Origin of the sequence: Gilvibacter sp., from assembly GCF_965601605.1 — a bacterium.
Taxonomy (GTDB): Bacteria; Bacteroidota; Bacteroidia; order Flavobacteriales; family Flavobacteriaceae; genus Gilvibacter.
This window is the reverse complement of sequence record NZ_CBFCWJ010000039.1, coordinates 1-24321: the sequence shown is the minus strand read 5'-3', so window position 1 is coordinate 24321 and position 24321 is coordinate 1. Positions and strand designations below refer to the sequence as shown.

30 protein-coding genes and 1 tRNA gene are annotated in these 24321 nt (G+C 42.1%); 21 read left to right on the top strand and 10 right to left on the bottom strand.

Annotated elements, in window-relative coordinates; translation table 11 throughout:
• The first annotated feature begins 26 nt into the window (after positions 1-26).
• From ACSLP7_RS11210 to ACSLP7_RS11200, 3 genes are all read left to right on the top strand, one after another.
• Positions 27-108, top strand: a tRNA-Leu gene (locus ACSLP7_RS11210).
• A gap of 2 nt (positions 109-110) precedes the next feature.
• The gene (locus ACSLP7_RS11205; RefSeq protein ID WP_435579383.1) at positions 111-251 is read left to right on the top strand and encodes a hypothetical protein; all 141 of its coding nucleotides are present in this window, start codon (positions 111-113) and stop codon (positions 249-251) included.
• A gap of 88 nt (positions 252-339) precedes the next feature.
• Positions 340-639 (top strand): hypothetical protein, encoded by a 300-nt coding sequence (locus ACSLP7_RS11200; RefSeq protein ID WP_435579382.1) that lies wholly within the window; start codon positions 340-342, stop codon positions 637-639.
• A 98-nt stretch (positions 640-737) separates the two neighbouring features.
• Here ACSLP7_RS11200 and ACSLP7_RS11195 read toward each other — a convergent pair whose 3' ends face one another.
• The 3 genes from ACSLP7_RS11195 to ACSLP7_RS11185 form a co-directional block, all read right to left on the bottom strand.
• A complete protein-coding gene (locus tag ACSLP7_RS11195; RefSeq protein WP_435579381.1) occupies positions 738-1112 on the bottom strand; it encodes a hypothetical protein in 375 nt (124 codons plus the stop codon).
• 361 nt (positions 1113-1473) lie between these two features.
• A complete protein-coding gene (locus tag ACSLP7_RS11190; protein WP_435579380.1) occupies positions 1474-1962 on the bottom strand; it encodes a phosphoribosylaminoimidazolesuccinocarboxamide synthase in 489 nt (162 codons plus the stop codon).
• 119 nt (positions 1963-2081) lie between these two features.
• Complete coding sequence (locus ACSLP7_RS11185) at positions 2082-2645, bottom strand: hypothetical protein (protein ID WP_435579379.1); 564 nt, start codon at positions 2643-2645, stop codon at positions 2082-2084.
• A gap of 117 nt (positions 2646-2762) precedes the next feature.
• Between ACSLP7_RS11185 and ACSLP7_RS11180 the strand changes: the two genes are divergently transcribed.
• Together ACSLP7_RS11180 and ACSLP7_RS11175 are read left to right on the top strand one after the other, a co-directional pair.
• Positions 2763-3149, top strand: a complete 387-nt coding sequence (locus tag ACSLP7_RS11180; protein ID WP_435579378.1) for a helix-turn-helix domain-containing protein — start codon at positions 2763-2765, stop codon at positions 3147-3149.
• A 47-nt stretch (positions 3150-3196) separates the two neighbouring features.
• Complete coding sequence (locus tag ACSLP7_RS11175; RefSeq protein ID WP_435579377.1) at positions 3197-3592, top strand: VOC family protein; 396 nt, start codon at positions 3197-3199, stop codon at positions 3590-3592.
• On the opposite strand, the gene ACSLP7_RS11170 is transcribed toward ACSLP7_RS11175, so the two are convergent.
• A complete protein-coding gene (locus ACSLP7_RS11170; RefSeq protein ID WP_435579376.1) occupies positions 3593-4381 on the bottom strand; it encodes an NUDIX hydrolase in 789 nt (262 codons plus the stop codon). It abuts the gene before it with no gap.
• 565 nt (positions 4382-4946) lie between these two features.
• On the bottom strand, positions 4947-5381 hold the full coding sequence (locus tag ACSLP7_RS11165; protein WP_435579375.1) for a cupin domain-containing protein: 435 nt from the start codon (positions 5379-5381) through the stop codon (positions 4947-4949).
• A 72-nt stretch (positions 5382-5453) separates the two neighbouring features.
• Here ACSLP7_RS11165 and ACSLP7_RS11160 point away from each other — a divergent pair, with 72 nt between their 5' ends.
• From ACSLP7_RS11160 to ACSLP7_RS11145, 4 genes are all read left to right on the top strand, one after another.
• On the top strand, positions 5454-6050 hold the full coding sequence (locus tag ACSLP7_RS11160) for a TetR/AcrR family transcriptional regulator (protein WP_435579374.1): 597 nt from the start codon (positions 5454-5456) through the stop codon (positions 6048-6050).
• Positions 6051-6112: 62 nt separating this feature from the next.
• The gene (locus ACSLP7_RS11155) at positions 6113-6961 is read left to right on the top strand and encodes a class I SAM-dependent methyltransferase (protein ID WP_435579373.1); all 849 of its coding nucleotides are present in this window, start codon (positions 6113-6115) and stop codon (positions 6959-6961) included.
• A 3-nt stretch (positions 6962-6964) separates the two neighbouring features.
• Positions 6965-7462, top strand: coding sequence for a DinB family protein (locus ACSLP7_RS11150; protein WP_435579372.1), 498 nt, complete (start codon positions 6965-6967; stop codon positions 7460-7462).
• 153 nt (positions 7463-7615) lie between these two features.
• Complete coding sequence (locus tag ACSLP7_RS11145) at positions 7616-8734, top strand: WG repeat-containing protein (protein ID WP_435579371.1); 1119 nt, start codon at positions 7616-7618, stop codon at positions 8732-8734.
• Here ACSLP7_RS11145 and ACSLP7_RS11140 read toward each other — a convergent pair.
• Positions 8727-9080 carry a winged helix-turn-helix transcriptional regulator gene (locus tag ACSLP7_RS11140; protein WP_435579370.1) on the bottom strand — a complete coding sequence of 118 codons (354 nt, stop codon included), beginning with the start codon at positions 9078-9080 and terminating at the stop codon, positions 8727-8729. The genes ACSLP7_RS11145 and ACSLP7_RS11140 overlap by 8 nt on opposite strands.
• 83 nt (positions 9081-9163) lie before the next feature.
• Between ACSLP7_RS11140 and ACSLP7_RS11135 the strand changes: the two genes are divergently transcribed.
• The 5 genes from ACSLP7_RS11135 to ACSLP7_RS11115 all read left to right on the top strand — a co-directional run bounded on the left by ACSLP7_RS11135 (position 9164) and on the right by ACSLP7_RS11115 (position 13197).
• Positions 9164-9766, top strand: a complete 603-nt coding sequence (locus tag ACSLP7_RS11135; protein ID WP_435579369.1) for a nitroreductase family protein — start codon at positions 9164-9166, stop codon at positions 9764-9766.
• 10 nt (positions 9767-9776) lie between these two features.
• Complete coding sequence (locus tag ACSLP7_RS11130) at positions 9777-10070, top strand: putative quinol monooxygenase (protein WP_435579368.1); 294 nt, start codon at positions 9777-9779, stop codon at positions 10068-10070.
• A 147-nt stretch (positions 10071-10217) separates the two neighbouring features.
• Positions 10218-11888, top strand: a complete 1671-nt coding sequence (locus ACSLP7_RS11125; RefSeq protein ID WP_435579367.1) for a SulP family inorganic anion transporter — start codon at positions 10218-10220, stop codon at positions 11886-11888.
• 3 nt (positions 11889-11891) lie between these two features.
• Positions 11892-12584, top strand: a complete 693-nt coding sequence (locus tag ACSLP7_RS11120) for an alpha/beta fold hydrolase (RefSeq protein WP_435579366.1) — start codon at positions 11892-11894, stop codon at positions 12582-12584.
• A gap of 10 nt (positions 12585-12594) precedes the next feature.
• On the top strand, positions 12595-13197 hold the full coding sequence (locus ACSLP7_RS11115; RefSeq protein WP_435579365.1) for a hypothetical protein: 603 nt from the start codon (positions 12595-12597) through the stop codon (positions 13195-13197).
• Between the two features lie 70 nt (positions 13198-13267).
• Here the strand turns inward: ACSLP7_RS11115 and ACSLP7_RS11110 are convergent, their stop codons facing one another.
• From ACSLP7_RS11110 to ACSLP7_RS11100, 3 genes are read right to left on the bottom strand one after another with little or no spacing between them, the layout of a single operon-like run.
• Positions 13268-14164 carry a DUF6268 family outer membrane beta-barrel protein gene (locus ACSLP7_RS11110; RefSeq protein ID WP_435579364.1) on the bottom strand — a complete coding sequence of 299 codons (897 nt, stop codon included), beginning with the start codon at positions 14162-14164 and terminating at the stop codon, positions 13268-13270.
• Between the two features lie 26 nt (positions 14165-14190).
• The gene (locus ACSLP7_RS11105) at positions 14191-16908 is read right to left on the bottom strand and encodes a carboxypeptidase regulatory-like domain-containing protein (RefSeq protein WP_435579363.1); all 2718 of its coding nucleotides are present in this window, start codon (positions 16906-16908) and stop codon (positions 14191-14193) included.
• 32 nt (positions 16909-16940) lie between these two features.
• Complete coding sequence (locus ACSLP7_RS11100; RefSeq protein WP_435579362.1) at positions 16941-17759, bottom strand: GLPGLI family protein; 819 nt, start codon at positions 17757-17759, stop codon at positions 16941-16943.
• A gap of 199 nt (positions 17760-17958) precedes the next feature.
• On the opposite strand from ACSLP7_RS11100, the gene ACSLP7_RS11095 reads away from it, so the two are divergent.
• From ACSLP7_RS11095 to ACSLP7_RS11080, 4 genes are read left to right on the top strand one after another with little or no spacing between them, the layout of a single operon-like run.
• Positions 17959-19608, top strand: coding sequence for a serine hydrolase domain-containing protein (locus ACSLP7_RS11095; protein ID WP_435579361.1), 1650 nt, complete (start codon positions 17959-17961; stop codon positions 19606-19608).
• A gap of 4 nt (positions 19609-19612) precedes the next feature.
• Positions 19613-20263: a GDSL-type esterase/lipase family protein gene (locus ACSLP7_RS11090; RefSeq protein WP_435579360.1), complete on the top strand. Its 651-nt coding sequence runs from the start codon at positions 19613-19615 to the stop codon at positions 20261-20263.
• 4 nt (positions 20264-20267) lie between these two features.
• Positions 20268-20960 (top strand): aspartate/glutamate racemase family protein, encoded by a 693-nt coding sequence (locus ACSLP7_RS11085; protein WP_435579359.1) that lies wholly within the window; start codon positions 20268-20270, stop codon positions 20958-20960.
• A 27-nt stretch (positions 20961-20987) separates the two neighbouring features.
• Positions 20988-21884 (top strand): TIM barrel protein, encoded by an 897-nt coding sequence (locus ACSLP7_RS11080; RefSeq protein ID WP_435579358.1) that lies wholly within the window; start codon positions 20988-20990, stop codon positions 21882-21884.
• Here the strand turns inward: ACSLP7_RS11080 and ACSLP7_RS11075 are convergent, their stop codons facing one another.
• Positions 21885-22625 carry a T9SS type A sorting domain-containing protein gene (locus tag ACSLP7_RS11075; RefSeq protein WP_435579357.1) on the bottom strand — a complete coding sequence of 247 codons (741 nt, stop codon included), beginning with the start codon at positions 22623-22625 and terminating at the stop codon, positions 21885-21887. It lies immediately after the preceding gene.
• Between the two features lie 173 nt (positions 22626-22798).
• On the opposite strand from ACSLP7_RS11075, the gene ACSLP7_RS11070 reads away from it, so the two are divergent.
• The 3 genes from ACSLP7_RS11070 to ACSLP7_RS11060 form a co-directional block, all read left to right on the top strand.
• Positions 22799-23374, top strand: a complete 576-nt coding sequence (locus tag ACSLP7_RS11070) for a HupE/UreJ family protein (RefSeq protein ID WP_435579356.1) — start codon at positions 22799-22801, stop codon at positions 23372-23374.
• Positions 23375-23486: 112 nt separating this feature from the next.
• Positions 23487-23918, top strand: coding sequence for a deoxycytidylate deaminase (locus tag ACSLP7_RS11065; RefSeq protein WP_291184103.1), 432 nt, complete (start codon positions 23487-23489; stop codon positions 23916-23918).
• Between the two features lie 4 nt (positions 23919-23922).
• A partial coding sequence (locus tag ACSLP7_RS11060; protein WP_435579355.1) for a S41 family peptidase occupies positions 23923-24321 on the top strand: 399 nt, incomplete at its 3' end.

The window sequence follows — 24321 nt, the reverse complement described above, 5'->3', positions numbered from 1 at the left end:
TTTATGTATTTTTGCCGTCCCGATAAGCCTTGGTGGCGGAATTGGTAGACGCGCTGGATTCAAAATCCAGTTCTTTCGGGAGTGTGGGTTCGATTCCCACCCAAGGTACAATGAACCACAAAAGAGTGGAAATGCGAGCGAGCTTCAAAAAAGAAGCTCGCTTCTTTTTTGAAGTGAATCGAAGCGTTTCCTTTTGTGGTTCTCAACAGCGCCGTGAAGGGAACAATCACGAAGTGATTGAATCCCACTGAACGGTGCTGTTGTTGTAACTTTGGCTCAGCCAATGAATCCCACAAAGCGAGTGTTGTTTTAAATCGAGATTTCCGCTAAATTCACTCCATGTATATCATTGAACAACTCATTGCAGGGTCAGGCTCGTTCAGTCCAATTTCCTATGTTGAAGATGACGAGAGATTTGATCAAATCAGTCAGCTTTCTGCTGAAAAGCTCAATGTTGCCATTTATAAATTAATGATTCTTGAACCTTATGAGAATAAGCAAGATTATTTATGGCACTGTCAATCTTTAGAATCAGGTGCTTTTTTTCTTTTTAAGTCAAATAAAGATTTTACGGTTATCAAGTTTTATGAACAGCGGCCGCAAGATGTGAAGAATAACTTTGAAATTCTTAGGGCTTAGTTCCCTACCTAAAATTATCTTCAACTCATTTTTATTTATAGAAAACCCCCTCCAGATATCACCGGAAAGGGTTTCTAATAAGTGAACTTCTTAACCAATTAAGAAATCGGAGGAGAAGTATGTACAGACCAGTTTCCGCTGGAGGAATACAGGCTGATGGCTAGATATGACTTGTCATTCGTATCGAATGAAAAAGTGTGACTGCCGTTCATATTGTTGGCGCTTAAGGTCACGTTGATTTTAGCATTGTTGTTCGTGCCTGGATTGAAAGGTACGTAAAACGAAGTGCTTGCATTTGTACCCACAACTACCGTAGCGGGCATCTCAAATTGTGGATGATAGCGCCCAGGCAAGTAGGGGGTAGGTGATCTGTTTTCAACAGAATCAAGGGTGATTTTTGCATCTGTGTTTGGTTGCGTTGACCCTTTGTACAAATAATTGTGAACGGTTATCAGGATAACTTGTGTACTCATGCTTTTGTTTTTTTCTCTACTCGTTGAATAAGGCTTTTCGAGATCCGCCTTTGAATCTGATTGAATTCGAGTTCAATTTCTAATCAAACTAAGATTCAAACCAGCGTAGAAACACTTGTTTTCAATGATAAATCCTCCGTGCATATAAATGCCACAGCTTTTTCTTGAGATGTCATCTCGATACAATTTGCTTCGCAAATCACTCGATGACCGGAACCACCCCCGCGCCAGCGATAGCAGTGAAAACCCCGCAAGGAGCAAAGCGAGTGAGGAGTTGGAACGAATAGCGCGGTGCTACGAAGCTCTAGCGAAGTAGTAGGCGCCCAAAGAAATCCAATTTAGATAATTGTAATTTGAAAAGTTAGCGGAGTAAACCTTCTTCTTTCAATATTTTTACGGCCTGCTCAACTTCCGCGGAATCGTCTTTTGGATTTCCGTTGAGCAGTATCCAGCGCTTTTTTATTTTGCCGTTTTGGTCTTCAAAAAAGATGTCGAATCGAGCTTCTGAAAAACCTTTGATGCCTTTTTTAAATACTACCTTTTTAATGGTTCTGCGCTTTATTTCGCTGAGGTAGCTAACGTTGCGCATATTGACGATTCCCCAGATGAATGAAGAACCCACTAAGGCAGTGATTACAGCCCAGAAAATTTTTCCTTGGGAATAGGCATCATAAGCATAATAGTAAAAGCCCAATAAGCCGGCGAAATACACGGCAATAAGAAGTATGATCTTGTGTCTAGGAGGTTCGGGCGTTGGATTAGAAATATCACCCTGCTGAGTTAAAACGAGTTTGTCATACAGAATGTGGCAAAAGCCGTTTTTAGTTTTAAATCTTTTTTCTTGGTGCATCCTAATTCAAATATTCTGAAGAGATCTTTCTAAATATACTAAAAACCCAAAAGCCCCGGCAGGACCGAGGCTCTTGGAGCAGGTTGTGTTCATGAGAAAACACACCGGCTTCACCACAATTAGTTAAATACTACGGTATGGGTAAAAATCTTGGTGTGCAGTAATCCGTCAAAAGAAAAATAATCAAGGCTGTAGATTAAGACAATGCTGCTTATGGTATCGATAGGTATTGGAGTCGCTTCTGATGGATACGTGAAACTGTATCTAAAATCTTCTCTTTCTATTTCATCGCCAGCCTCTATGATTCCTGAGGAAACTACTCCTGCGAAGAATGGAGGTATTTGCGTGCCGTCTTCTAAATTGATAGTTGCCATTTGCAAATCGGCTTCAATACTTACAGTAGCGTCAATGGGTGCCGCAATTCCGGTCTCAAAACTTTGCAACTCTTCCGACTCAAAACTGGAGGCGTCAATTACGTTTTCTGCGCTTACTACACCATCTGTGAAGGAAATAGTTTCAACCGCTGATCCGTTGATCAAAGAAATTTCTACAAAGGATTCTTCATTATATACCGTACTTGGGACGTCATCAAAAAATTCATCGTCACAAATAGGGAACAAACACGAGCTCATACTGAGACAAAAGCTCAGTAGAGTCAAAAATTTTAGATAGCGCAGTTTCATAGTGTTTGAATTTGATTTGTTTCAAAACTACATTGGGAAGCTCGGCAGAAACATACCCGATATAGGGTAAATTCATTGAGCTTCAAATGATCCCCTAATTTTTTTTAACTTGTAGCTATGTCCATCTATCAACAGCATCTGGAGAACTACAAGGCCAAGAAATTTGCCAACCAAGGACAGTTGGATACTATAATGGCAGTAAAACATCATATTGATGATCACTATCAAGAAGAGTTGAATTTAGATGTGCTGTCTACGGAAGGATTTGTCTCTAAGTTTCACATGTTGCGCCTTTTCAAAAAATATCACGGACAAACTCCAAGTCAATATTTGACGGATAAACGACTCGCTGTAGCCAAAGAATTGCTCAAAACAGGAGCTTCAGTTACAGAGACCTGTTATGCTGTAGGTTTTAAATCTTTGGGTTCATTTAGCGCCTTGTTTAAACGCAGAAACAATATCTCGCCCAAAGAATTTCAAAAAAGAGCAACTTTAAAGAAGTAATCTAAGTTGCGATTTGGCAACTTGCAGAGCATCAAACACAACTAAACATGAAAGTAACCGTAATCAGTATTCCTGTTAGAGATCAGCAGCAGGCCTTGGATTTTTACACAAAAAAACTCGGCTTCATAAAAAAACTTGACATTCCAATAAATGAAACGGACCGTTGGCTGACTTTGGTCTCGCCAGAAGATCAAGACGGTGTTCAATTGGTTTTGGAGCCCGCTCCTTTGCATTTTGAACCTAGCCGAGTATATCAAGATGCGCTCAAGGAAGCTGGTTTTCCCTATACCCAGTTTGATGTTGAGAATGTTCAAGAAGAATACGACCGCTTATTGGGGCTGGATGTGGAATTTAGTGTAGCACCAACCGACATGGGAACGGTGAAGATCGCGGTCTTTGATGATACTTGCGGAAACAACATTCAGTTGGTAGAATACCTATAATTAACTAAATCCAATACCTTTTTCGAGCAATTCGTTGTAGGCCTCGTCATTTATACTGTATAAATAGGGCGCTTTGTTTTGCGCTCCGGTCATTAATTTTTCATGTCGATTCAAAAAGCCTAAACGGATCATTTTACGCTGGAAGTTTCCACGATCCAATTTCTGATCGAGAATGGCTTCATACAAACTCTGAAGGTCGGACATGGTAAAACGCTCTGGCAGAAGTGATTTCCCGATTGGCAGAGAATTGATTTTCATCCGGAGTTGCTTATGTGCTTCTTTGATCATCTGATCGTGGTCCAACAATAAGTCAGGCAACTCATCAAGAGGAATCCAATCACAAGCATCACTCAAGAAGTCAATTTTAGGATGCGCCTTCTCGGCATCTACTAAGGCCATATAGGACATAGAAATAAAACGTTGATCAAACCAAGCGTTGAGTTCCTCTGTTAGTGATTCGGGCCAAGTGGATTTTAATGAGTCAATGGCTAGGCGGCTTTGTGTGTTGCTATCCCACATTCTGTCAGGTGAACTGAAAATTCTAGATTGCTGTAAAAATACATTATCCAAGCCGGTTCTTTGCAATAGAACTTGATTAGCCACAGTGTCCATATCCGCATTTTTTGGGATGAATCCACCTGGAAGTGCCCAAACTTTGGAGATATTGAAACGAACCAAAAGAACATGGAGCTTCTTGTTCTTGTATCCAAAAACTACACAGTCTAATGAGAGACCAGGAATGGCACCATCTAAGAGTGCTCTGAAATTAAATTCTGTATTATTCTGCACGCGAGTTTGAAAATAAGAAATTATTTGTACATTTAATGTGTCATTGTGACTCATTACAAAATCAATCCAAAAGGAAAGATTCATTTTACTGCTTTAAAACTCTCCTTCTTCCCTGGGAATGCTTTGAGGCAACCTTGGGCCACTATTTAATAGTTGACCACCGTTTTTGTTTTTTGCCGTCAAAACAAATGACGATCAGACTAACGCAAGTTCCATCCCGTTTGGATACGCTGATCGATTTCGTGTTTATACTGGGTAAAAGCGACAAAAATGAAGTTCTTAAAGGTCCGCGAGGCTAAATGAAATTTAATTTCCAAATGTCAAAAAGAGGGCCGCTGTATTTTCCACAGCGGTTTTCTTATTGGCAATGCTGATGCAAATCACATCAAAGGCTGGGATATCCTTGAAATCGAACGTTTATGCTTAATAGTATAAGGTCAAGTAGATAAATGCAAAAACATCTCCCTCTGGGATATTCCAGTTTTTTTACAAAACACTATAAAACACTACTAGCCCATCTTTGTTTTGACTCTAACTGTTTAAACAAGAGATCATCTCATGAATTTTATGCTTGGATGATCATATCGTAGTCGGCAGCAGTCTGAATGACTTTCTGGATAAGCTCTGGCGCTATGGATTGCTCAACAGCGTTCTCTTGATCTTCATCGACTCCTAGTTGTTCAAAGAAATCTCGAAATCCTTTAGGGCTGTGAATGTTGATCCATTTACAAACTTTATCGCTTTTATTTCCAAAGGTATGGAGCGTTCCAGGTGGTATGTCTATGGATTCTCCGGCTTGTAAAACTTTGGTTTCCCCATTTACAAAGAATTCCATTTCACCTTCTACGATAAGAAATGATTCCTTATATGAGTGGTGTAAGTGCGGTGGTGGACCAGGCACTTGTGGTGGTGTCTCTGCCATCATGAGATCATAATCTCCAGAAGTGTCGTGAGGTGTTACCTTATGGCCTAGAACCCATTTCGTTTTGTTTGGTTGCATGTTTATGAGATTTAGTCTCACGAATGTAAGATTTAGCTTTGATATTACCAAACTTTATGAGATATTTGTCTCATGAAAGAGAATTACGTGAGTTCTGGTCGAACCAATCAGAAGCTAGAAACTCGAGCTAAGATTCTGGAAGGCGCGCAGTATTTTCTAAGCTCAGGACAGGAATTTAAACTGGAAGATGTTGCCAAGCGCGTAAAGATCTCCCGAGCAACCATTTATCGTTATTTTTCCAGCGTGGAGATTCTTGCTGCAGAAACGAGTTTGGCAATAGCCACTGTGGCTCCCGAAGTCTTGGCGGAGCAAGTAAAAGGCCAGTCTTTGGAGGATCGATTGCTGCATATTCAAGAATACTTCAATACCCTCACCTTAGAAAATGAGTCCGCTTTTAGAAAGTACTTAAGTGTGGTAATTGAATCCAGTGCGAAACAGTTCAAACGCGGGGCTCGGCGTACTAAGGCTTTGAATTTTACCCTAGCACAAGAACAATTTCCTGCCGAGGATAAAAGGAAACTCGCCAATATTCTGACTTTATTTATGGGATTGGAACCCTTTATTGTGGCCAAAGATGTTTGTGATTTGGACGCAGCTGAGTCTCGAGAACTATTGATATGGGGCATGCAATTATTCCTTAAAGGTTATCTCTCGGAACAATCAAAATAAAACCTGAGATTGGCTCACTATTGCTATCTTTAGCTACGCTAAAAATCTGTGACCAACTCTAGATGAACAAAAAGAACTTCCGCAAGCTTTGGTATTCCTTATCTGCAAAGCAGCGATTTTGGGTGAGATATCTCTATTATTTACCCGCAGATCTAAAAGATAGGCTCAAAGGAAACCGCAATAAGTATGTGCCTCCTAGAGGTGCTATCTACACAGGTTCTGCCGCTGGGGCGGAGAAGTTCTTGGCCAGCAGTAGGCATCAGTTGGACTTACTTAAATCTGAGGTTGACTTGCAGCCCACAGACCGAGTATTAGATATCGGCAGCGGCATTGGACGTACAGCTATTTCCTTGGTGGAGTATTTGACTCCAGAGGCTCGTTATGAAGGCTTTGATGTGGTAAAAAGCGGAGTGGATTGGTGCAATAAGAAAATTGGCCGGGATTTTCCCAACTTCAATTTTACCTATGTGCCTCTATTCAACGATCTGTACAACAATTCTAAAAGGAAGGCTACCGATTTTGAGTTTCCTTTCGAGCCAGCCCAGTTTGACAAAGTCTATTCGTTTTCTGTTTTTACCCATATGATGGTAGACGAGATTCAACATTATTTAACGGAGATAAACAGGGTATTGTCAAATCAAGGACAGGCCATGTCTACTTTCTTTTTGTATGATGATAAGAATGAATCTCAGATCGCTACCGATGAAGGATTTGGGTTTCCAGTTGCCGGAGATGGATTCCGATTGATGAACAGTAAAGTGACCAGTGGTAATATAGCCATCCATAAATCGCTATTAGAACAAATGATGGCCAAAGCAAGTCTTCAAATCACTCAGATTTCTGATGGCTTTTGGAAGGGAACTCAGGATGCCAAAGAGTATCAAGATATCGTGGTCTTTAAAAAGAAGTGAACCATGTCACAAGAAAACAACAGGCTTGTTCAGCATTTTATATCTCAAATGCAGTCGATCCAAAACGGTAAACCATGGATTGGCAATAGCTACGCTAAAGTTTTAGACGGGCTGGGTGAAGATCAAATGTTTGTGCGTCCTGCGAAACTTAAAAGTGTAGCGGCGATAATCTCACATTTAACCTTGTGGCGGGAAGAAGCTATTCTCAAAATACAAACAGGTGCAGGTAGTAAGACCGATGCCTGTCCTGAAAACTGGTTGCCCGACAATGATTTGGACGCTCAAGGGTGGCAGGCCATTAAGCTGCGATATGATCGCAGTCACGCGCAATTGATCGCGCTCTTGAAGGACAAAGACGATTCCTTTTTACAACAAGAATATTACGATACCGACTTTAAGGGCAACTATACCTATCAATGGATGTTGGATGGTATCTTACAACACGACATCTATCATTTAGGACAATTGGGCGTTATTGTAAAGCACTTAAAAATGCTTTAATGCAGTCCGGTATTGATGCAATAGGTCGACAATTATCCTTAAGTTTACGACGAAAACCCGTTTTTTTAACGACCAGCTTGGCTTGATCACCTATTAAAATGGGGGCTCGACCAATCAGCTTGGAGAAGACATAACTAAAAGATTAGAGCAATAATGAAAAAGTTCTTTTTAGGCGGAATTGCCTTGTTTCTGTTTCTGTTGGCGGGATGTAAAAATGAGCCGTCTCAAACAGAATCGCCTCAAGAAAAACTACCCACGGGTTCTACGGAATTATTGGCAATGGTCATGATGGATGGAAAGTACGGTTATATCGATACTTTGGGTGGCTTTAAAATTGAGCCTAAATATCCCTTGGCCCGTTCGTTCTCTAATGGGTTGGCTTGTGTTAATGTCGATGGGGTACGCACAGACTTAATTAACGGTGCCGTAGGCGGAGAATATATTTTTATTGACGCAACAGGAGCTGTGCAGTTTGACGGGAAAACTTTTAGTCAGCCAACTTCTTTTTACGAAGGATTTGCGCCTGTTCGTATGCCCGATGATAAAGTAGGATTCATCAATACCTCTGGAACACTTATAGCAGAAGATTTTGATGCTATGATGCCCTTTAGTGAAGGCTTGGCGGCTGCTCTCGATATGGAAAATGAGTCGATTGGATACATTGACAGTTCAGGAACGTGGAAGATCAAATTACACGTTGACTATACCTTAGGCGATTTCCACCAGGGTAGAACCTTTTTTATGAAGGATGAGAAATATGGTTTTTTGGATACTAATGGTCAGGAAGTGGTCCCAGCAACTTACGAAGGGACCTATGATTATAACGATGGTTTGGCGGCTTTTTTACAAGACGATCTGTTTGGGTTTTTAGACCTTGATGGCACTGTGGCTATTCCAAATACCTATGAAGACGTAGCTGACTTTTCAGAGGGCTTGTGTGCCGTGCAAAAAGACGGAAAGTGGGGATATATTAACAAGCACAATGAATTGGTGATTCCTTTTCAGTATACAGCAGTGCGCAGCTTTAATGAGGGGATTGCGGCTGTACAATTAGATGGCAAGGTAGGATTCATTACTGCGGATGGAAACTGGCTGGTAGAACCTAAATACGGCAATGCGTTAGACTTTAAAAACGGTTTCGCTATCGTGCAAAGTGATTTAAAGCTTGGCTATATTAATCGCAAAGGGGTAGAGGTAATTTCACCGCGTTTTGAGCGCGCTGATAACTTTGTGAATCCGCAGGATTCCAATCCAATTTTAAAGGTCAATTGATTTTTTGTACCTGATCTCCCCAATCAGCAATAGCTTTTATGATCGGAATTAATGTTTCGCCTAAAGGGGTGAGGGAATATTCTACCTTGAGCGGAGGCTTTTTGTGATACACCTTTCTTTGGATAATACCATCTTCTTCCAATTTCTTAAGCTGAAGACTTAGTGTCCGCTCGGTTACTGTGGGCATGGTTTTGCGTAAAATGTTATAGCGCAAAGGGCCTTCAATGAGATGAAATAAAATAACGGTTTTCCATTTTCCACCAATGACTCCCATGGTAAGGCTCGCGCAACAGGGGTATTGTTGACCGTTGAAGCTGTGGATTTTTGGTGTTTCTGATGTTTCCATGATACTATCCTATTTGACCGTTCTTGCAAAAGTATTATACTATAATTAATTTTGCAACTATAAAAAATATAGTAAAAGGAAATATGAGTTTTTTAGAAGCAATGCAAAACCGTTATACTACCAAAAAGTATGACCCAACCCAGAAAATTGAAACCAATAAAATAGATGCCTTAAAGGAAGTGCTGCGCTTAGCGCCCTCGTCTATAAATAGTCAACCGTGGCAATTTACCTTTGTTTCAGACCCTGAGATGAAAGCAAAGCTCTCTGAAGTTTCTTGGCTCAATAAAGAGCGCATTCAAAACAGCGATACCTTGGTTGTCTTTAGCAGACACAGTACGCTAGAAGGTTTTGAAAAACAAATAGAAGCATCGTTGCCAGAGGGCGCCGTGAATTATTATAAAGAGTTTATAAAACCATGGCCAGAGCACCAGGTAAAAGCTTGGTTTGATCGTCAACTGTATTTAGCATTGGGTGTCTTTTTAAGTGCCTGTGCCAATATGGATATTGATGCTACGCCTATGGAAGGCATAGAGCCAGAGAATTATGATAAAATCTTAGGCCAAACGGATTATGCGGCTCAAGTTGCGGTCGCGATTGGTCATAGAGATCCAGAAGATTTCAATCAGCCTGAAAAGAAACCAAAAACCCGCTTAGCGGCAGAAACCGTGATCAATACGATCGCATAAAATTTTAAACATGTCCAAACAATTAACCATAGTTGCGCAAATCATTGCCAAGCCAGAACACCGAGAACTGGTCAAATCAGAATTACAAAAGCTTATTCCTATCACGCGTCAAGAGCAGGGATGCATCAATTACGATCTACATCAAGATATTGGTGATCCCAATCTGTTTCTTTTTTATGAGAATTGGGAGAGTAGAGAATTGTGGCAGGATCATATGAATAACAGCCATCTGGCTGAGTATTTAAAAGCGACAGAAGGTGCTGTTGCCTCCTTTGTCTTGCATGAAATGCAGCCTGTTGACTAAGCATTTTGCTAAAATATAATTAGGGCCTCAAGTTTAGTCTTGGGGCTTTTTTTATGGGTCATTGAAATCTCACAAATTCGCGTTTTTATTCAGGAGGTAAAAGCAGTAACTTAGAGCTTCACAACTTCGATACTAAGGGATAAACATATGAGCACTAAATTTTACGATTTCAAAAATTTCAAAGGAGACTTTACGGGAGGACTCGTGGCTGGTGTAGTTGCCTTGCCGTTGGCATTGGCCTTTGGGGTGCAATCTGGAATGGGAGCTACGGCTGGACTTTACGGAGCTATTGCTGTAGGTATTTTTGCAGCACTCTTTGGAGGTACAGCAACCCAAGCCAGTGGTCCCACAGGTCCCATGACGGTAGTTTCTGCGGCCTTAGTTGCCGGGGCGATCCAAATCACCGGTAATTTAGAATCTGCCATGCCCATAATTTTGCTAGCCTTTCTACTGGGAGGCTTGTTTCAGATCATCTTTGGGTTTTTGAATATTGCCAGTTATGTCAAGTATTTCCCCTATCCCGTGGTCTCTGGTTTTATGAGTGGCGTAGGGCTTATCATTATTATTCTGCAGATCTTTCCTTTTGCCGGATTGGGTTCTTCCAAATCTACCTTAGCGGTGATTCAGGATTTGCCAAGACTCTTTTCAGAGGCAAATCTCCAAGCCTTGATGCTGGGAGGAATAACCATTGCCGTTTATTATTTGTTTCCAAAGATCACAAAGGCCATTCCTAGTGCGCTTGTAGCATTAATTGTTGCCACTTTGATTGCCTATTTTGGCGATATGGCCGTCCCTGTAATTGGGGAGATCCCTTCTGGATTGCCTTCTATTAAAATCGACGGGATCTTTGAAGTAGACGCTTCTGCCTACGGATTGGTGTTAGAGTATGCTGTTGTCTTGGCGGTTTTGGGAAGTATAGATTCACTCTTAACTTCTGTAATTGCAGACAATATGACCAAGACCAAACACAATTCCAACAGAGAGTTGATCGGTCAGGGAATTGGAAATATGATCGCTGCGGTTATTGGTGGAATTCCTGGAGCGGGAGCGACCAAGGGAACTGTAGTAAACATCAATGCAGGTGGTAAGACAAGGATGTCAGGAACTTTGCACGGCTTGTTTTTGCTAGCAGTTTTGTTAGGCCTAGGAAAATTGGCAGCGCACATTCCACTTTGTGTTTTGGCTGGATTGCTGATTCCTATCGGATTTAAAATTGTGGATATCAAAGGACTCAAGCATTTGCGTAAAGTACCGCGAGCCGATGCTGTGGTGCTTATTCTGGTGTTACTCATAACCACTTTTGGTAGTTTGATCTACGCTGTGGGAGCTGGAGTTGCCTTGGCCTGTCTGTTATTTATGAAAAAGTCTGGTGATCTTTCTGAACAAGGCATGGAGGTTGGAAAGATCGCAGATCTGGACGGCTCTAAACCTTGGCAAGATGAGGTTGAATTCTATGAAAAGTACAAAGATCGCGTGATCATTAAACACCTTTACGGACCTTTGTTCTTTGGGTTTACTTCTTATTTTAAAGATCAAATAAAAGCCCTGCCAGAAGCAATTGATGCGGTGATCTTTAGAATGGATCGTGTGCCCTATGTGGACCAATCAGGGCTCTACGCCTTAGAGGACATTATTTTTGATTTGAATGAACAGGGAATTGAGGTGATCTTGGTCGGCTTGCAGGAACAACCCTGTGATATGCTTAAGGCTGTAGATATTATACCTGATTTGGTGCCAGAGGAGGACCTTTTTGCCAATATTGATGACAGCTTCGGGTATTTAAAAGAAAAACTCAAAAGCGCAAAAGCGACCGCCTAAATCTTGGAAAAACCACCTATCATTTTATTGCATGGAGCTTTGGGCTCAACCGTTCAAATGCAGGCACTGTCAGCATCTTTTAGCGCAACGCATGAGGTTTTTTACTTTAATTTTGAAGGCCACGGTGGTCGTAGATCTGATCGAGTATTTAGCATGGGTGTCTTTGCACAAAACGTAAGTGACTTCATGGCTAAGAGCGAGCTTGAAACTGCAGATTTCTTTGGATACAGCATGGGCGGATATGTGGCTTTGACGCTTGCGCAATCGCATCCGCAGCTCATAAAAAGCATAGTGACCTACGGTACCAAATTCGCCTGGACACCAGAGAGCGCTGAAAAAGAGGTCAGGCAACTCAACCCGGAAAAGATATTGGAAAAGGTTCCGCGCTTTGCAGCTTTTTTAGAGCAGGTGCATCAGCCAAATGATTGGAAACAAGTACTGAATAAGACTGCAGCGATGATGTTGGCCTTAGGAGCTGGGGCAGCTTTTTCTGAGTCAGAATTACAGGATATAAAAGTACCTGTTCGTATATTGATCGGAGATCAAGACCAGATGGTTTCGCTTCAGGAGTCGCAATGGGCCGCGAAGCATTTAGGGCAGGGCAGTTGTGAAATAATTCTGGATGGAGTCCATCCGCTGGAGAAAAACAATCCTGAAAAACTGGCCGAGGCTACGATCAACTTTTTGAATCACTAACAACAACAATATGCTCATTTATGGTAGTAAAGCCATTCATTTGGCAAGTGTCAAACCCAGAACGGGCTGCTGTCCTAATTGTGAAAGCAATGGTAGCATTACGCTGCATGTGTACAGAAGACATTCGCACATCTTTTGGATTCCACTATTCCCTATGGGAAAGTTGGGCCGTGGGCATTGTGAAAATTGCAATACCGAATTCAAACCCAAAAAACTCGTTGAGTCTCACAAACAAGCCTACTTGAGACTCAAAAGCGAAAGTCGTGGGCCGATTTGGCAGTGGGCGGGATTGGCCATTTTTGTGTGTTTTATCATTGGTGCTGTGGTGGCGAGCAATGTTCAAGACAAGCGTGAACTTGAATATCTGGCTGCACCTGAACCGGGAGATATTTATAAATACAAGGTAGCCGATGGTCTGTATTCCACTTTTAAAGTGATGCGTGTAGATGCAGACAGCTTGTACATTATGGACAACTCTTATGAGGTAGATAAGTACTCTGGGATCTATAAGGTCGACAAGGAAGAGAATTATATGGAACCCGTTTATGGCGTGTCTCGCGATCAGGTTTTAGAGCTGCATGAGGCCGGAGATATTATGCGGATTGAACGATAATATATTTCAGCAACTAAGAAAGCTGCTCCAGATCCTGAAGCAGCCTTTAGACTAGATTATTTTTTGGGGATTAAATTCCTGCGCGAAGAATAAGGTCAACACCCATAAAAGGAGCAGCGTCAAATTCACTGTTCAAGCGGTTTCTGTCATCACCTCCAACTTGGAAGGTTAAAACTTGTGCACCAACTTTGTCTCCTTGCATGTAAAGACCATAATCCGTAGTATCGTATCCGATCTTAGCACGCGCCAAAAGTGTTCCGTCAAACAGGCTCACTCCAGCATAAAGGTTAAAGCGGATAGACTCTTCTTGTACGTAGAATCCGTCTGCGTTTCCAGAAAGATCGTAAGCTTTTACTGAGGTTAAAAGGTTAGCTCCTACGCTAAAAATATCAGAGATGGCATAGTTCGCCTCAGAACGAATTGGGAATACTGCGTTTACGTAAAACTTGCGGTTCGGGGATTTGTACCACATCCCTACAAGTGGAGTAATGATGGTTCCGAAGTTTTCTGAAGACACATAACTACCAAATTTCCATCCTTTACGACCAGAAACCTTCTTTTCAAAAAGGGCTAAACCTCCAAATTGGAATGCGTCACCTCCCAAATCGTTGAAGTCTGAAGCGTATTTAGGTAGTAAAACATAAGTTCCGCTCCATCCGTTTCCGTGGTCCAGTTTAACACCCAGGTTAAGGCGTGTCATGACCAGATTGGTTCTAAAATCGTCATCGTGTACCACACTTAGACGTGTATTTTCATAAGTGAAACCGGCAATAAAGATGGTTTTTGCAGTGGCGGGAATCACAAAATAAGTTTCCAAATTGGCATTGCCAACCTCCGTTTCATCATCATTATCAATATTTCCTAGCGTAGCCCGATTGTATTGAAACTTTACAATATCGGTGTAATCCTGCGCTTGGGTAAGGGTGGCAAACCCAATAAAAAAGGCCAAAAGAACTAATTTCTTCATGCTGTGGTGGCTGTATTAAGTTAGATTTATAGTGTATAGATAAAGCGGAAGGTAATAAATCTTGGCTGAATAAACGTCTCCGAACTAAAAACTGACACATTATTGGCACTGTTTCTCACCTGTGAATCTATGTTTAGAATATTGGTTGCTCTGATCTCATACTCCCATTTAGAATCTCGATTCTTTCTATACGATAAACGCGCATTCCAGTTTTGGAAGGACTGCGTTTCTCCGTTGTCCAACTCCTGAATGGTATAAGCATAATCTGTTCTAAACGTCACCGATTTCCAGATATAAGCGTCAAATTCAAAGGTCGGTGCATTGGTAATGAAAGTGGTCTCTCTATCACCCTGGTTGTTGTTGGTTACACTGTATCGGTAGCTCAGGGAGATATTAGGAGCCACTTTAAAGTTCGTTCTCAGGCCTGGCGTATAAGTTTGCGTGAAACCTTCATTAATGGAGCGCTGCCCTTGAATGAACTGGTTGATCTTGCTGTAATTATAACGTACGTTGATGCTCGCACGAACCTTCCCAAAGGTGCGTTGCACTCTTCCGAATAAACTCGCCGTTTCATCTGCAAAAGCAGAATTGAAGAAGGTGCTGGTTCTAATTACATTGTCAAAGTTGGTCAAGCTTCTGATCTGATCAATATTCTTGGTATACGCAGCTCTGGCAAATACGTTGGTGTAATTGAACAAATTAAAACTGCTGTAGAACAGACTCACATTATGGGCCAAAGCATTCTGCAATTCTGGCTCACCAAATGAAATGTTGTTGATGCTGTTGAACACCAAGCCTTGCGCCAAACGCGTCACATCTGTAAACTGGTTGCGCATTTCATAGCGGAAGGTCAACTGCTCACTTTTCTTGAATTGAATGCGCGTCTCAAAGTCAGGCAGTAGTCTAAAGAAGTTGTCTTTAAACTCTTCTCCGGATTGAATGTTGCGGTTCCCATAAGCGTGCAGCGAGAATCCAGGAGTAACTGTGAACTTCCCCCATTTAGCGCGATAGTGAACACCTAGATAGATATCGCTAAAATTGTATTCCGTGTCATTAGAATCCAAACCGTCATTGATAATTGGAGTTGGGTCAAATCGGCTTCCATCTTCTAAAAATTGAAAAATGTTGGAGTTGAACTGCTGATTGCTCAGAATGGTTCCCAAGGTAAAGTTCAAATTACTGCGCTGATTGATCACAAAATAGTGATCCAACTTGGCGTCTAATTGATTGGACTTGATTCTGCGATCTTGCCCAATATTGTAAAAATCTAAACTGGTATTCAGGCCAAGGGCCTCAGCGGTATTGTCAAAAGCGTCAGGACCGTCAGGATCGTTTACTAAGACAGCGTTGTAGAACGGATCTTCATTGCGCAAGAGGTGGGTAGCCTCAAAGGCAAAGATATTGCGCTCGTTTAGGGTATAGTAGTAGTTTAGATTCTGATTGATGCTATACGGAGTTACCTCGTCAAACTGATCGGTGTTTCCAATCACGGAGGAGAATTGATTTTGATCTTGAGTGTCTCGTGAAATTCTCCCGAGCACATCATAATCCATCTGGTTGTTCAAGTTGGGTTGGTATTTCACGCTGAGTTTGATCAAACCTTGATCAGAGCGTTCGCGGCTGCGTTGCTCTGTGGCTTCATCCGGAATACCTAATTCAGGATCTGTATACTGCACAAAACTCGATTCTCTCGAAAGAATTCTACTCGAATTAAAAATGGCAAAACCACTAAAATCCAGGGTGGTTTTAGGGGAATAGCTAAAGTTCATGGAGCCTAACTGACTCTCAATCTCAAGAGCGTTTCCTTGACTGGTCAAGAAATTCAAACTGTTGTCTCCTAAATTAATGTCGGTACCGCTACTGCGACTCGGCGCCTGAAAACCTCCGCCAAAACCGCGGATATCTCTACGTGTCAAAGCGACTTCTCCAGTGTTGTTAAGGTCACCAATAAAGTTCAAGCTGTATTTTGGACTGTAGTAGAAGAGTTTTGGTTGCAACAAATACAGTTCATCCTCTGGTGAGGACCCTCCACCAGCGGTCACACTTCCAAACCAGAAGTTCTCTTTCCCTTCTTTAAGTTTGATGTTGATGGCCACATTGTCCTGGTTGTTTCTCACTCCGCTCAATTGCCCAACTTCTGCGTAATTTCTTAGTACCTGCACCTTTGAAACAGCATTAGACGGAATGTTTTCGGTGGCCAGCTTGGTGTCTCCGTCAAAGAAGTCCTTCCCATTAACCATGAGTTTGTTGACCACTTTTCCTTCCACTTCGATCTGCCCATCTTCATTGATCTCCACGCCTGGAAGGTTTTCCAATACATCGCCTAATTTTCGTTCGGTTCCAGTATTAAAGGAGTCTGCATTGTAGACCAGCGTATCTCCCTTAACCGTTACGGGCATTTCATAGACCAATTCAACCGCATCCAATGCGTTGTCTGGGGCTAGTTTAAAGTCTCTGTTTAGATCAGCCTCACCCGTTTGGAGTTGCTCTTCATAGGTTTTAAACCCAATGTAGCTCACTTGGAGTTTATAACTGGTATTGGCTTCCAGTTGGAGTTTGTATTTACCAGCTTCATTGGTAATGCCGTAAGATTCCAAAGCGTTGGTGGAGTCATTAATAGCGACAACATTGGCCAATTCTAAAGGAATGTCAAGGCTGTCTTTGACCACACCCTGCATTTGAATTTGGGCATGTGTTCTGCCTATGCTGGCTAGCAGCAGGGCAAAAAGGAGTAATTTTTTCATCGTAATGCGGACCTTAAAAGCAGGCTTGAGATTTAGTTTCTTCTTCTGCCTCGGTTATCGCGCATTTCCATCATCTTCTTACGGATGGTCATGGCGTAATCGGCTTTGTTGATCTCTTTTCCCTTGTCTGGAGCTTTAATGGCAACAGTCTCGTCAGGATTCAATACTACTTTAGAACAAAGCATGGTGGTATTTCCTGCGCTCACCTCTAGAATAAGCCCTGGAAGTCCCCAATATTCTGCCGGTCCATGGCTTACAGGAATTTGCAAGGTATACCAAGCTTCAATATCAGTAGTTGGCACAATTGGGTTGCCGTCGGCGTCTTTTTCTTGCTCTGCGCGTAGATCACTCCACTCAAAGTTATACCAAGTGAGTTCTTTGGTAGGAACAGTTGCAGTAGCTTTGAAGCACATATATTGACCGATCATCTTAGAATCTCCAGCCATATTCCACTCAATGTCTGCTAGCTTATCCTTTACCAAAAACTTCTTTCCGTAGAATTCTTGAGCTTGGATGAGCATGTTTTGTTTAACATTCTTGTATTGCTCTCCGCGAGCAAAGTTGCTTCCCCAAGTGTCTGTGGCTCCAGACATGGCGTCAATTTGATCTTCTTCGTTGAATATGGATTCCTCTTTGTTGAAATCGAGGATATAAGTTTTTTCTAAACGATTCTTTAGGCGTGCGTAAACCTGTTTTTTCTCGGCTTCACTCAAGCGAGCTCCCCAGTTTCCTAATTCCATTGTGGATTTTGAGAAATAGAAAGCCTGTCCTTGGAAATCATCTGTGGCAGGTTTAAAGGATACAAGCACTGCAAAAACAAGCGTAACTACAGCAAATTTTAGTGTCTTCATGGTTTTATTGGTTAAAGCTGGTACTTAATCGTTTAACGAAAATAAGTAAACATTAAACAAAATAATTGATTTTGTAAAAACATTAACATAGATTTTGTCATTACAGGCAACATCAATAATCCGCTTTGCTAGGACAATTGGCAGAACTCAATTACCTTTAAAGACACTTTAGCATTTGTAGCTAATTTTAAGAACTACCATGAAGAAATTATGTTTTGCCTTGTCTTTTATAATGACAAGTATAGCTTTTGCCCAAATTCCGGAAGCCGATCAAATCGATGCCGTATTCAAAGCCTGGGGGAATAGAGAAGTTCCCGGAGCCTCTTTAGGAATATTCAAAGACGGAGAGATCCTTTACAGTAAAGGTTACGGAATGGCCAATTTGGAATACAACATTCCCAACGACGCCAATTCTGTATTTCGCATCGGATCCACATCCAAACAATTTACGGCAGCCTGTATTGTGCTTTTAGAAAATGAAGGCAAACTCAGCTTTGACGACCCACTTTCTAAGTTCTATCCGGAATTCCCAGATTATGCCAAAAAGATAACGGTACGTCATCTGCTCAATCACACCAGCGGAATTAGAGATTATTTACAGTTGGCCTACTTAAAAGGCTACAATGATGACACGCACTATAAAGACGCTGACATCATGAACTGGCTCGTAAGGCAAACCAGCCTTAATTTTGAGCCGGGAGAGGAGTATTTATACAGTAATTCTGGCTATTGGTTGCTGGGACAAATTGTAGAGAAAGCCTCGGGCAGTAATATGGCAGATTACGCCAGAAACAACATTTTTAGGCCTTTGGAAATGCGCGATACCCACTTTCACAATTATCACAATCGGATCGTGAAAAATAGGGCTTCTGGTTATGCGCCGCATTCCAGCGGAGCATTTATGATCAGCATGACCACATTAGACATGATAGGAGATGGTGGAATTTTCACCTCCATCAATGACATTAAAAAATGGGACGATGCCTTTTACAATTCTGAGGTTTTGCCTGCGGACTTTTGGGAAAAGATGACCACCCAGGGAATGCTGAACAATGGAGAGACTATTGATTATGCTCTTGGTGTTTTTATTGAAGATTACAAAGGAGTTAAAGCGATTCGTCACGGTGGAGCTTTTGTAGGTTTTAGAGCCGAATTGGTTCGGTTCCCTGAGCACAATTTGTCCATTGCCGTATTTGCAAACCGAGCCGATGCCAGTCCTTGGGATATGGCCGATGCTGTTGCGGATATCCTCTTGAAAGATGTTTTGAAGGAACCCGAGCCTGATGCTGTTGCAGAGGTAGAAACGGCGATCCCAGCCGTGATCTTTGAAATGGATCAAATGGTGGGTACTTATGAGATCGAGACTGGAGTAGAATTAGAGATCGCTATTAAGAACGACTCCTTAAACCTCACCCAAAAGTGGAACGGCGCCTCATACAATATTGCCAAGACCAGTGGTAATACCTATGGCATTCCAGGCAACGAGAACTTCAAGTTCACCTTTAAAGACTTGATAGATGGCAAGACCAATACGCTAGAGGTACAACAACCAGGAGAGTTGACTGTTACCAAACGCAAAGTGGTTAAGGACTTTTCCGGAGTAGATCTTAGCGCCTACAAGGGCAGCTACTACAGTCAAGAATTGGATGTTCGATACGCGGTAACTGCTCTGGATGATGCCTTGCAAGTGAGTATTGGGGATAATGATCCAATCACCGTGAATCAAATCGATACAGATACCTTCAGTGGAGCAGGAGCAACTATGGTCTTTAAAGGTTCGCCAAATATTTCTGCCTTCAATTTAGAATCTGGACGAGTGAAAAATGTCGTATTTGTAAAACAAGACTAATCTTATGAAATACTTTAAATGGCTACTTAGTTCGTTGCTTTTATTTAGTGCGATATTTGAGCTTAGCGCTCAAGATCCAAACCGTTTTCAATATGTGATCAACGGCTTTAGCAAAATGGAGATCCCAGATGGAGATCTGATTGTCATTACCGGAAGTTCCAGCGTGCGTTTTTGGGGCACAGTGCAAGAGGATTGTGCAGATGAAAAGATCATCAATACGGGCTTTGGTGGCTCTGAAGCCAGTGATTTGCTTTATCACTTAGATGCGGCCGTTCTGCGATTCAAGCCTGTTAAGGTTTTTATCTATGAAGGCGATAACGACATCAATTCTGGTAAGACTCCGGAGGCTGTCTTAAAAACCATGAGTGAGATCGTGGGGAAGATCCGAAGCAGCTTGCCAGAAACGGAGATCTATATCATTGGCACCAAACCAAGTCCTGCGCGTTGGCAATTTGAAAAAGGGTATTTGGCGGTAAATATGCTGCTTTCTAATTATGCAAAGCAGCAAGAGCAGGTTAGTTATATCGATGTATGGAATCCGATGTTGAACGAAGCAGGCAGACCCAAACCACACATCTTTATTGGTGATAGTCTGCATATGAATCCAAAAGGTTACGCCATTTGGACCGAGGCGATTTGTCCGAGTATGAACTAATGAGATGAAGAAAATTGGACTTATTGGTGGGATGAGTTGGGAATCATCTCACGTCTATTACAAACTGATCAATGAAATGATCAAGGAGCGTTTGGGTGGATTTCATTCGGCCCGAATTCTTTTAGAGTCTGTTGACTTTTCAGTTATTGAAGGCCTCATGCAAAAAGACGATTGGCCTGCTTTAGAAAAGCAAATGATCTCAGCCGCTCAAAATCTTGAGGCTGGCGGTGCTGATATGATTGTCTTATGCACGAACTCCATGCATCTTTGTACTGACGCTATAACTACCAATATTGTAATTCCATTCATTCATATTGCCGATGCTACCGCTGTAGCGATCAAGCAGCAGCAGTTGCAGAAGGTATTGCTACTTGGAACCCGCTTTACCATGTCTCGAGATTTTTACAAACTCAAATTATTAAACGATCATGGTATTGATGTGATCATACCCGATCCTGCAGATGCCCAAGAAGTGGATCGTATCATTTTTGAGGAACTGGTTCAAGGGATTGTGCTTGAATCGTCCAAAGCAACCTATCAGCGCATTATTGAAAAGGCTGCGGGGGAGGGAGCAGAAGGGGCTGTTTTGGGTTGTACTGAAATTCCGATGCTGATTGCACCCGAGGATGTTTCCATCCCTACCTTTGACACGACCTATTTGCATGCTCAAGCTGCGGTCAATATGGCGCTGCTTTAATTGTTCAAATTCAACTAACTTTAAGTCATGAATCGCAAAGATTTTATAAAACTCAGTGCCACAGCAAGTGCTGCTGCTATGCTCCCATGGAGTTGTGCAGGTTTTGGTGACCAGCGCAAATACAAACTCGGATACCAGGTGTATTCCATTCGAGATCAAATGGTAGACAAACCCATTGAAACGCTTAAAGCGCTCAAAGCTATGGGCTATGAAGACTTTGAGACCTACGGTTTTGATGCAGATACCAATAAGATATACGGCTATTCTCCTCAGGATTTTAAAGCGATTCTCAATGATCTGGATCTCACTGTAAGTAGCGGTCATTACGGGCTTTCTGCCTTTATGGAAGCTTCTGATGACGAGCTGCGCCATTACGTAGATGCTTGCATCAGCGCTGCATCTGTAATGGATAATAAATACATCACTTGGCCCTTTATTGAGGAGCCTTATCGCAACCGAGACGGCTACAGTTTACTGGCCCAAAAGCTCAAGATAATTGGGCAACAGATCAGTGAAACGCCTCTGGGGTTTGCCTTTCACAATCACGGTTATGAATTCGCAGATCTTGGCAACGGAGAAACGGGCTACGATATCATTGCCGACAGAACCGATCCAGAGCAAGTAAAGTTCCAAATGGACATGTATTGGGTAATGCATCAAGGCAAGACCACGCCTAAAGAATTGGTCGCAAAATATCCTGGCCGCTATGTGATGTGGCATCTTAAAGACATGCATAAAGTCAGTAGAGATTATACAGAACTGGGCAATGGTTCTATCAACTATCATGACATTCTCCCTGATCCTGTGGCTTCTGGCTTGGAGTATTTCTATATAGAACAAGGCGGAAACTTCACCGAGAATTCAACAGCCAGTGCAGCCGCCAGTGCCGCTTACTTTAAAAAGGAGTTGCAGCAGTACTTCTAATTATTGCTTAATAAAGCGTTTTACCGTCTTGCCGTCGCTGCTACTCAGTTCTAAAAGGTAGATGCCAGCGCTTAAGTCGGATACATCTATTTGTTGGCTAGAAACAGTTTCTGAGAGAAGCAGTCTCCCGTCCACAGTGTATACGCGCGCATTAACGGTTTGAGTGTCTTTTTGACTCCATTGTAAAATATCAAGTGCAGGGTTGGGGTAAAGTTTGGTGTCTTCAAATTGGAAATCGGAAACACTCAGGGGTATGTCTGCCCAAAAGGCATAATTTCCATCATTATCTTCTATTTGAAAACCTAAGGGTCCTAATGCCGCGCCACTTGGGGTTGATATTGTTATCATCCATTCTACAATTTGCCCTTCTAATCCTGCCAAAAATTCAAAGTACGCAGCCGTGTAAGTATTGTTAACATCCAGATCGCAGGGATCTGGCTCAATCACTACATCAGTGATAAGCGCAGTTCCAAATTCAAAACTGTATTCAACAAATTCCATATTCAAGCTGACGCTTCCACAGGCTTGGCTAGTAAAAACGGCCGGATCGCCAAAGGCAATGTCCATCGTAATATACTCTTGTTCATCATTGGGAGAGGGGCGTTGAAAATAGTCGCCGTCAAGAATAACATGCCACGAAAACCAATCGCGTTCAAAGACAAAATCTCCGGGGTCGGGGTCTTGAGCGAAACTTTGGCTACATAGCAGTAGGCCAAGGATAAGGAGTGAAAATTGTTTCATAGTTGCTTTTGACTTTAAGTTACTAAAAATTAATCACTTATGTTTTTTTTGAATAAACTTTGTTGCTGCAGCTGTTCTCCCAGTTTTATTTTAGTTTTGTCTTTGTCTTAAAGAAGGTATAATGTACAGGGCAACTTGCTTCATTTGTGGTAACTTTACACAAAACGTCATCCATGTCTGATTTTTGGCTATATCTGAATCTGGGTTTCAATCATGTGTTGGATTGGGGAGGTCCAGACCATCTTTTATTTTTAGTGGTTTTGGTTTCTGTCTATGAATTTTCCGATTGGAAAAAGGTAGTGGGCTTGGTAACCACCTTCACACTTGGGCATATGATTTCTCTAGTTGCCGCGACCTTTGGTTGGGTCACGGTATCTGCTACTGCTGTGGAGTTTTTGATCCCAGTGACCATTTTAGCCACTGCCATTTATCACCTTTTAAATACGCGTAAGGGTGCTAAAGAGTTGTCCGTTTATGGGACGTATGTCATGACGCTTTTCTTCGGATTGATACACGGACTTGGTTTTGCCAACTTCTTTAGGAGTTTAGATGAAAGCGCGGCTTTGCCGCTCTTTGAGTTCGCCTTGGGAATTGAATTGGCCCAGCTGGTCATTGTGCTGATCGCATTGGTTGTTGGTTTTGTCGCTAAGAATATACTCAAAGCGAGTGCCAGAGACTGGACCATAGCGCTTTGTTGTATCGCCATTGGGTTGCTCTTGCCAATGCTTGCAGATACTTGGCCGTTCTAAGGCTGATTTGGCACTTTTTTGACAAACTTTGTAATAAGATTAACAAGCTACAGTTTAATAGAGGAGCGGAGTTCAATTATCTTCGTTTGGAATTGGCTATCTTGCCTCGACTATGAATACTTCAGTAAAACAACACAAATACGATGTTGCTTATATGCGCATGGCATTGGAGTGGGCTAAACTCTCGTACTGTAAGCGCAAGCAGGTTGGAGCCTTGATCGTTAAAGACAAGATGATCATCTCAGACGGTTATAACGGAACCCCAACAGGTTTTGAAAATTTTTGCGAAGATGAAGAAGGCTATACCAAATGGTATGTGCTTCATGCCGAGGCCAACGCCATTTTGAAAGTGGCCGGAAGTAATCAAAGTTGCAGAGGCGCTACGCTTTACGTCACACTTTCGCCTTGTCGTGAGTGTAGTAAATTAATTCACCAGGCAGGAATTACCCGAGTAGTTTACAATATTCAATACAAGGATGTCAGCGGTTTGGAATTCATGGAACGCGCTGGAGTTCAAGTTGTACATTTAGCCGATTTGGATTAATTCAATGAACAAATTTAAAGTCTATATACCGCTTATTGTCGGCAGCTGTTTGGCTGTGGGGACCTTTATTGGCGCCAAACTGAATTTTCAGGATGGAGGCGAACAGATCTTTGCCAAGAATTCCAAAAAAGACAAGCTCAATAGACTTATAGATTATATAGACTACGAATACGTTGATCAAGTCAATACAGACAGTATTGTTGATGTAACGGTAAACGGAATTTTGGAAAACCTGGATCCGCATTCTGTTTACATTCCTGTGGATGCCTATGAAGATGCCGCCAATGATATGCGCGGGAATTTTGTAGGTATTGGGGTGAACTTTTACGTCTATAACGATACCATCGCCATCATTAATCCTATAGAGGGAGGCCCAGCTTATGAAGCTGGAATTCGCGGTGGA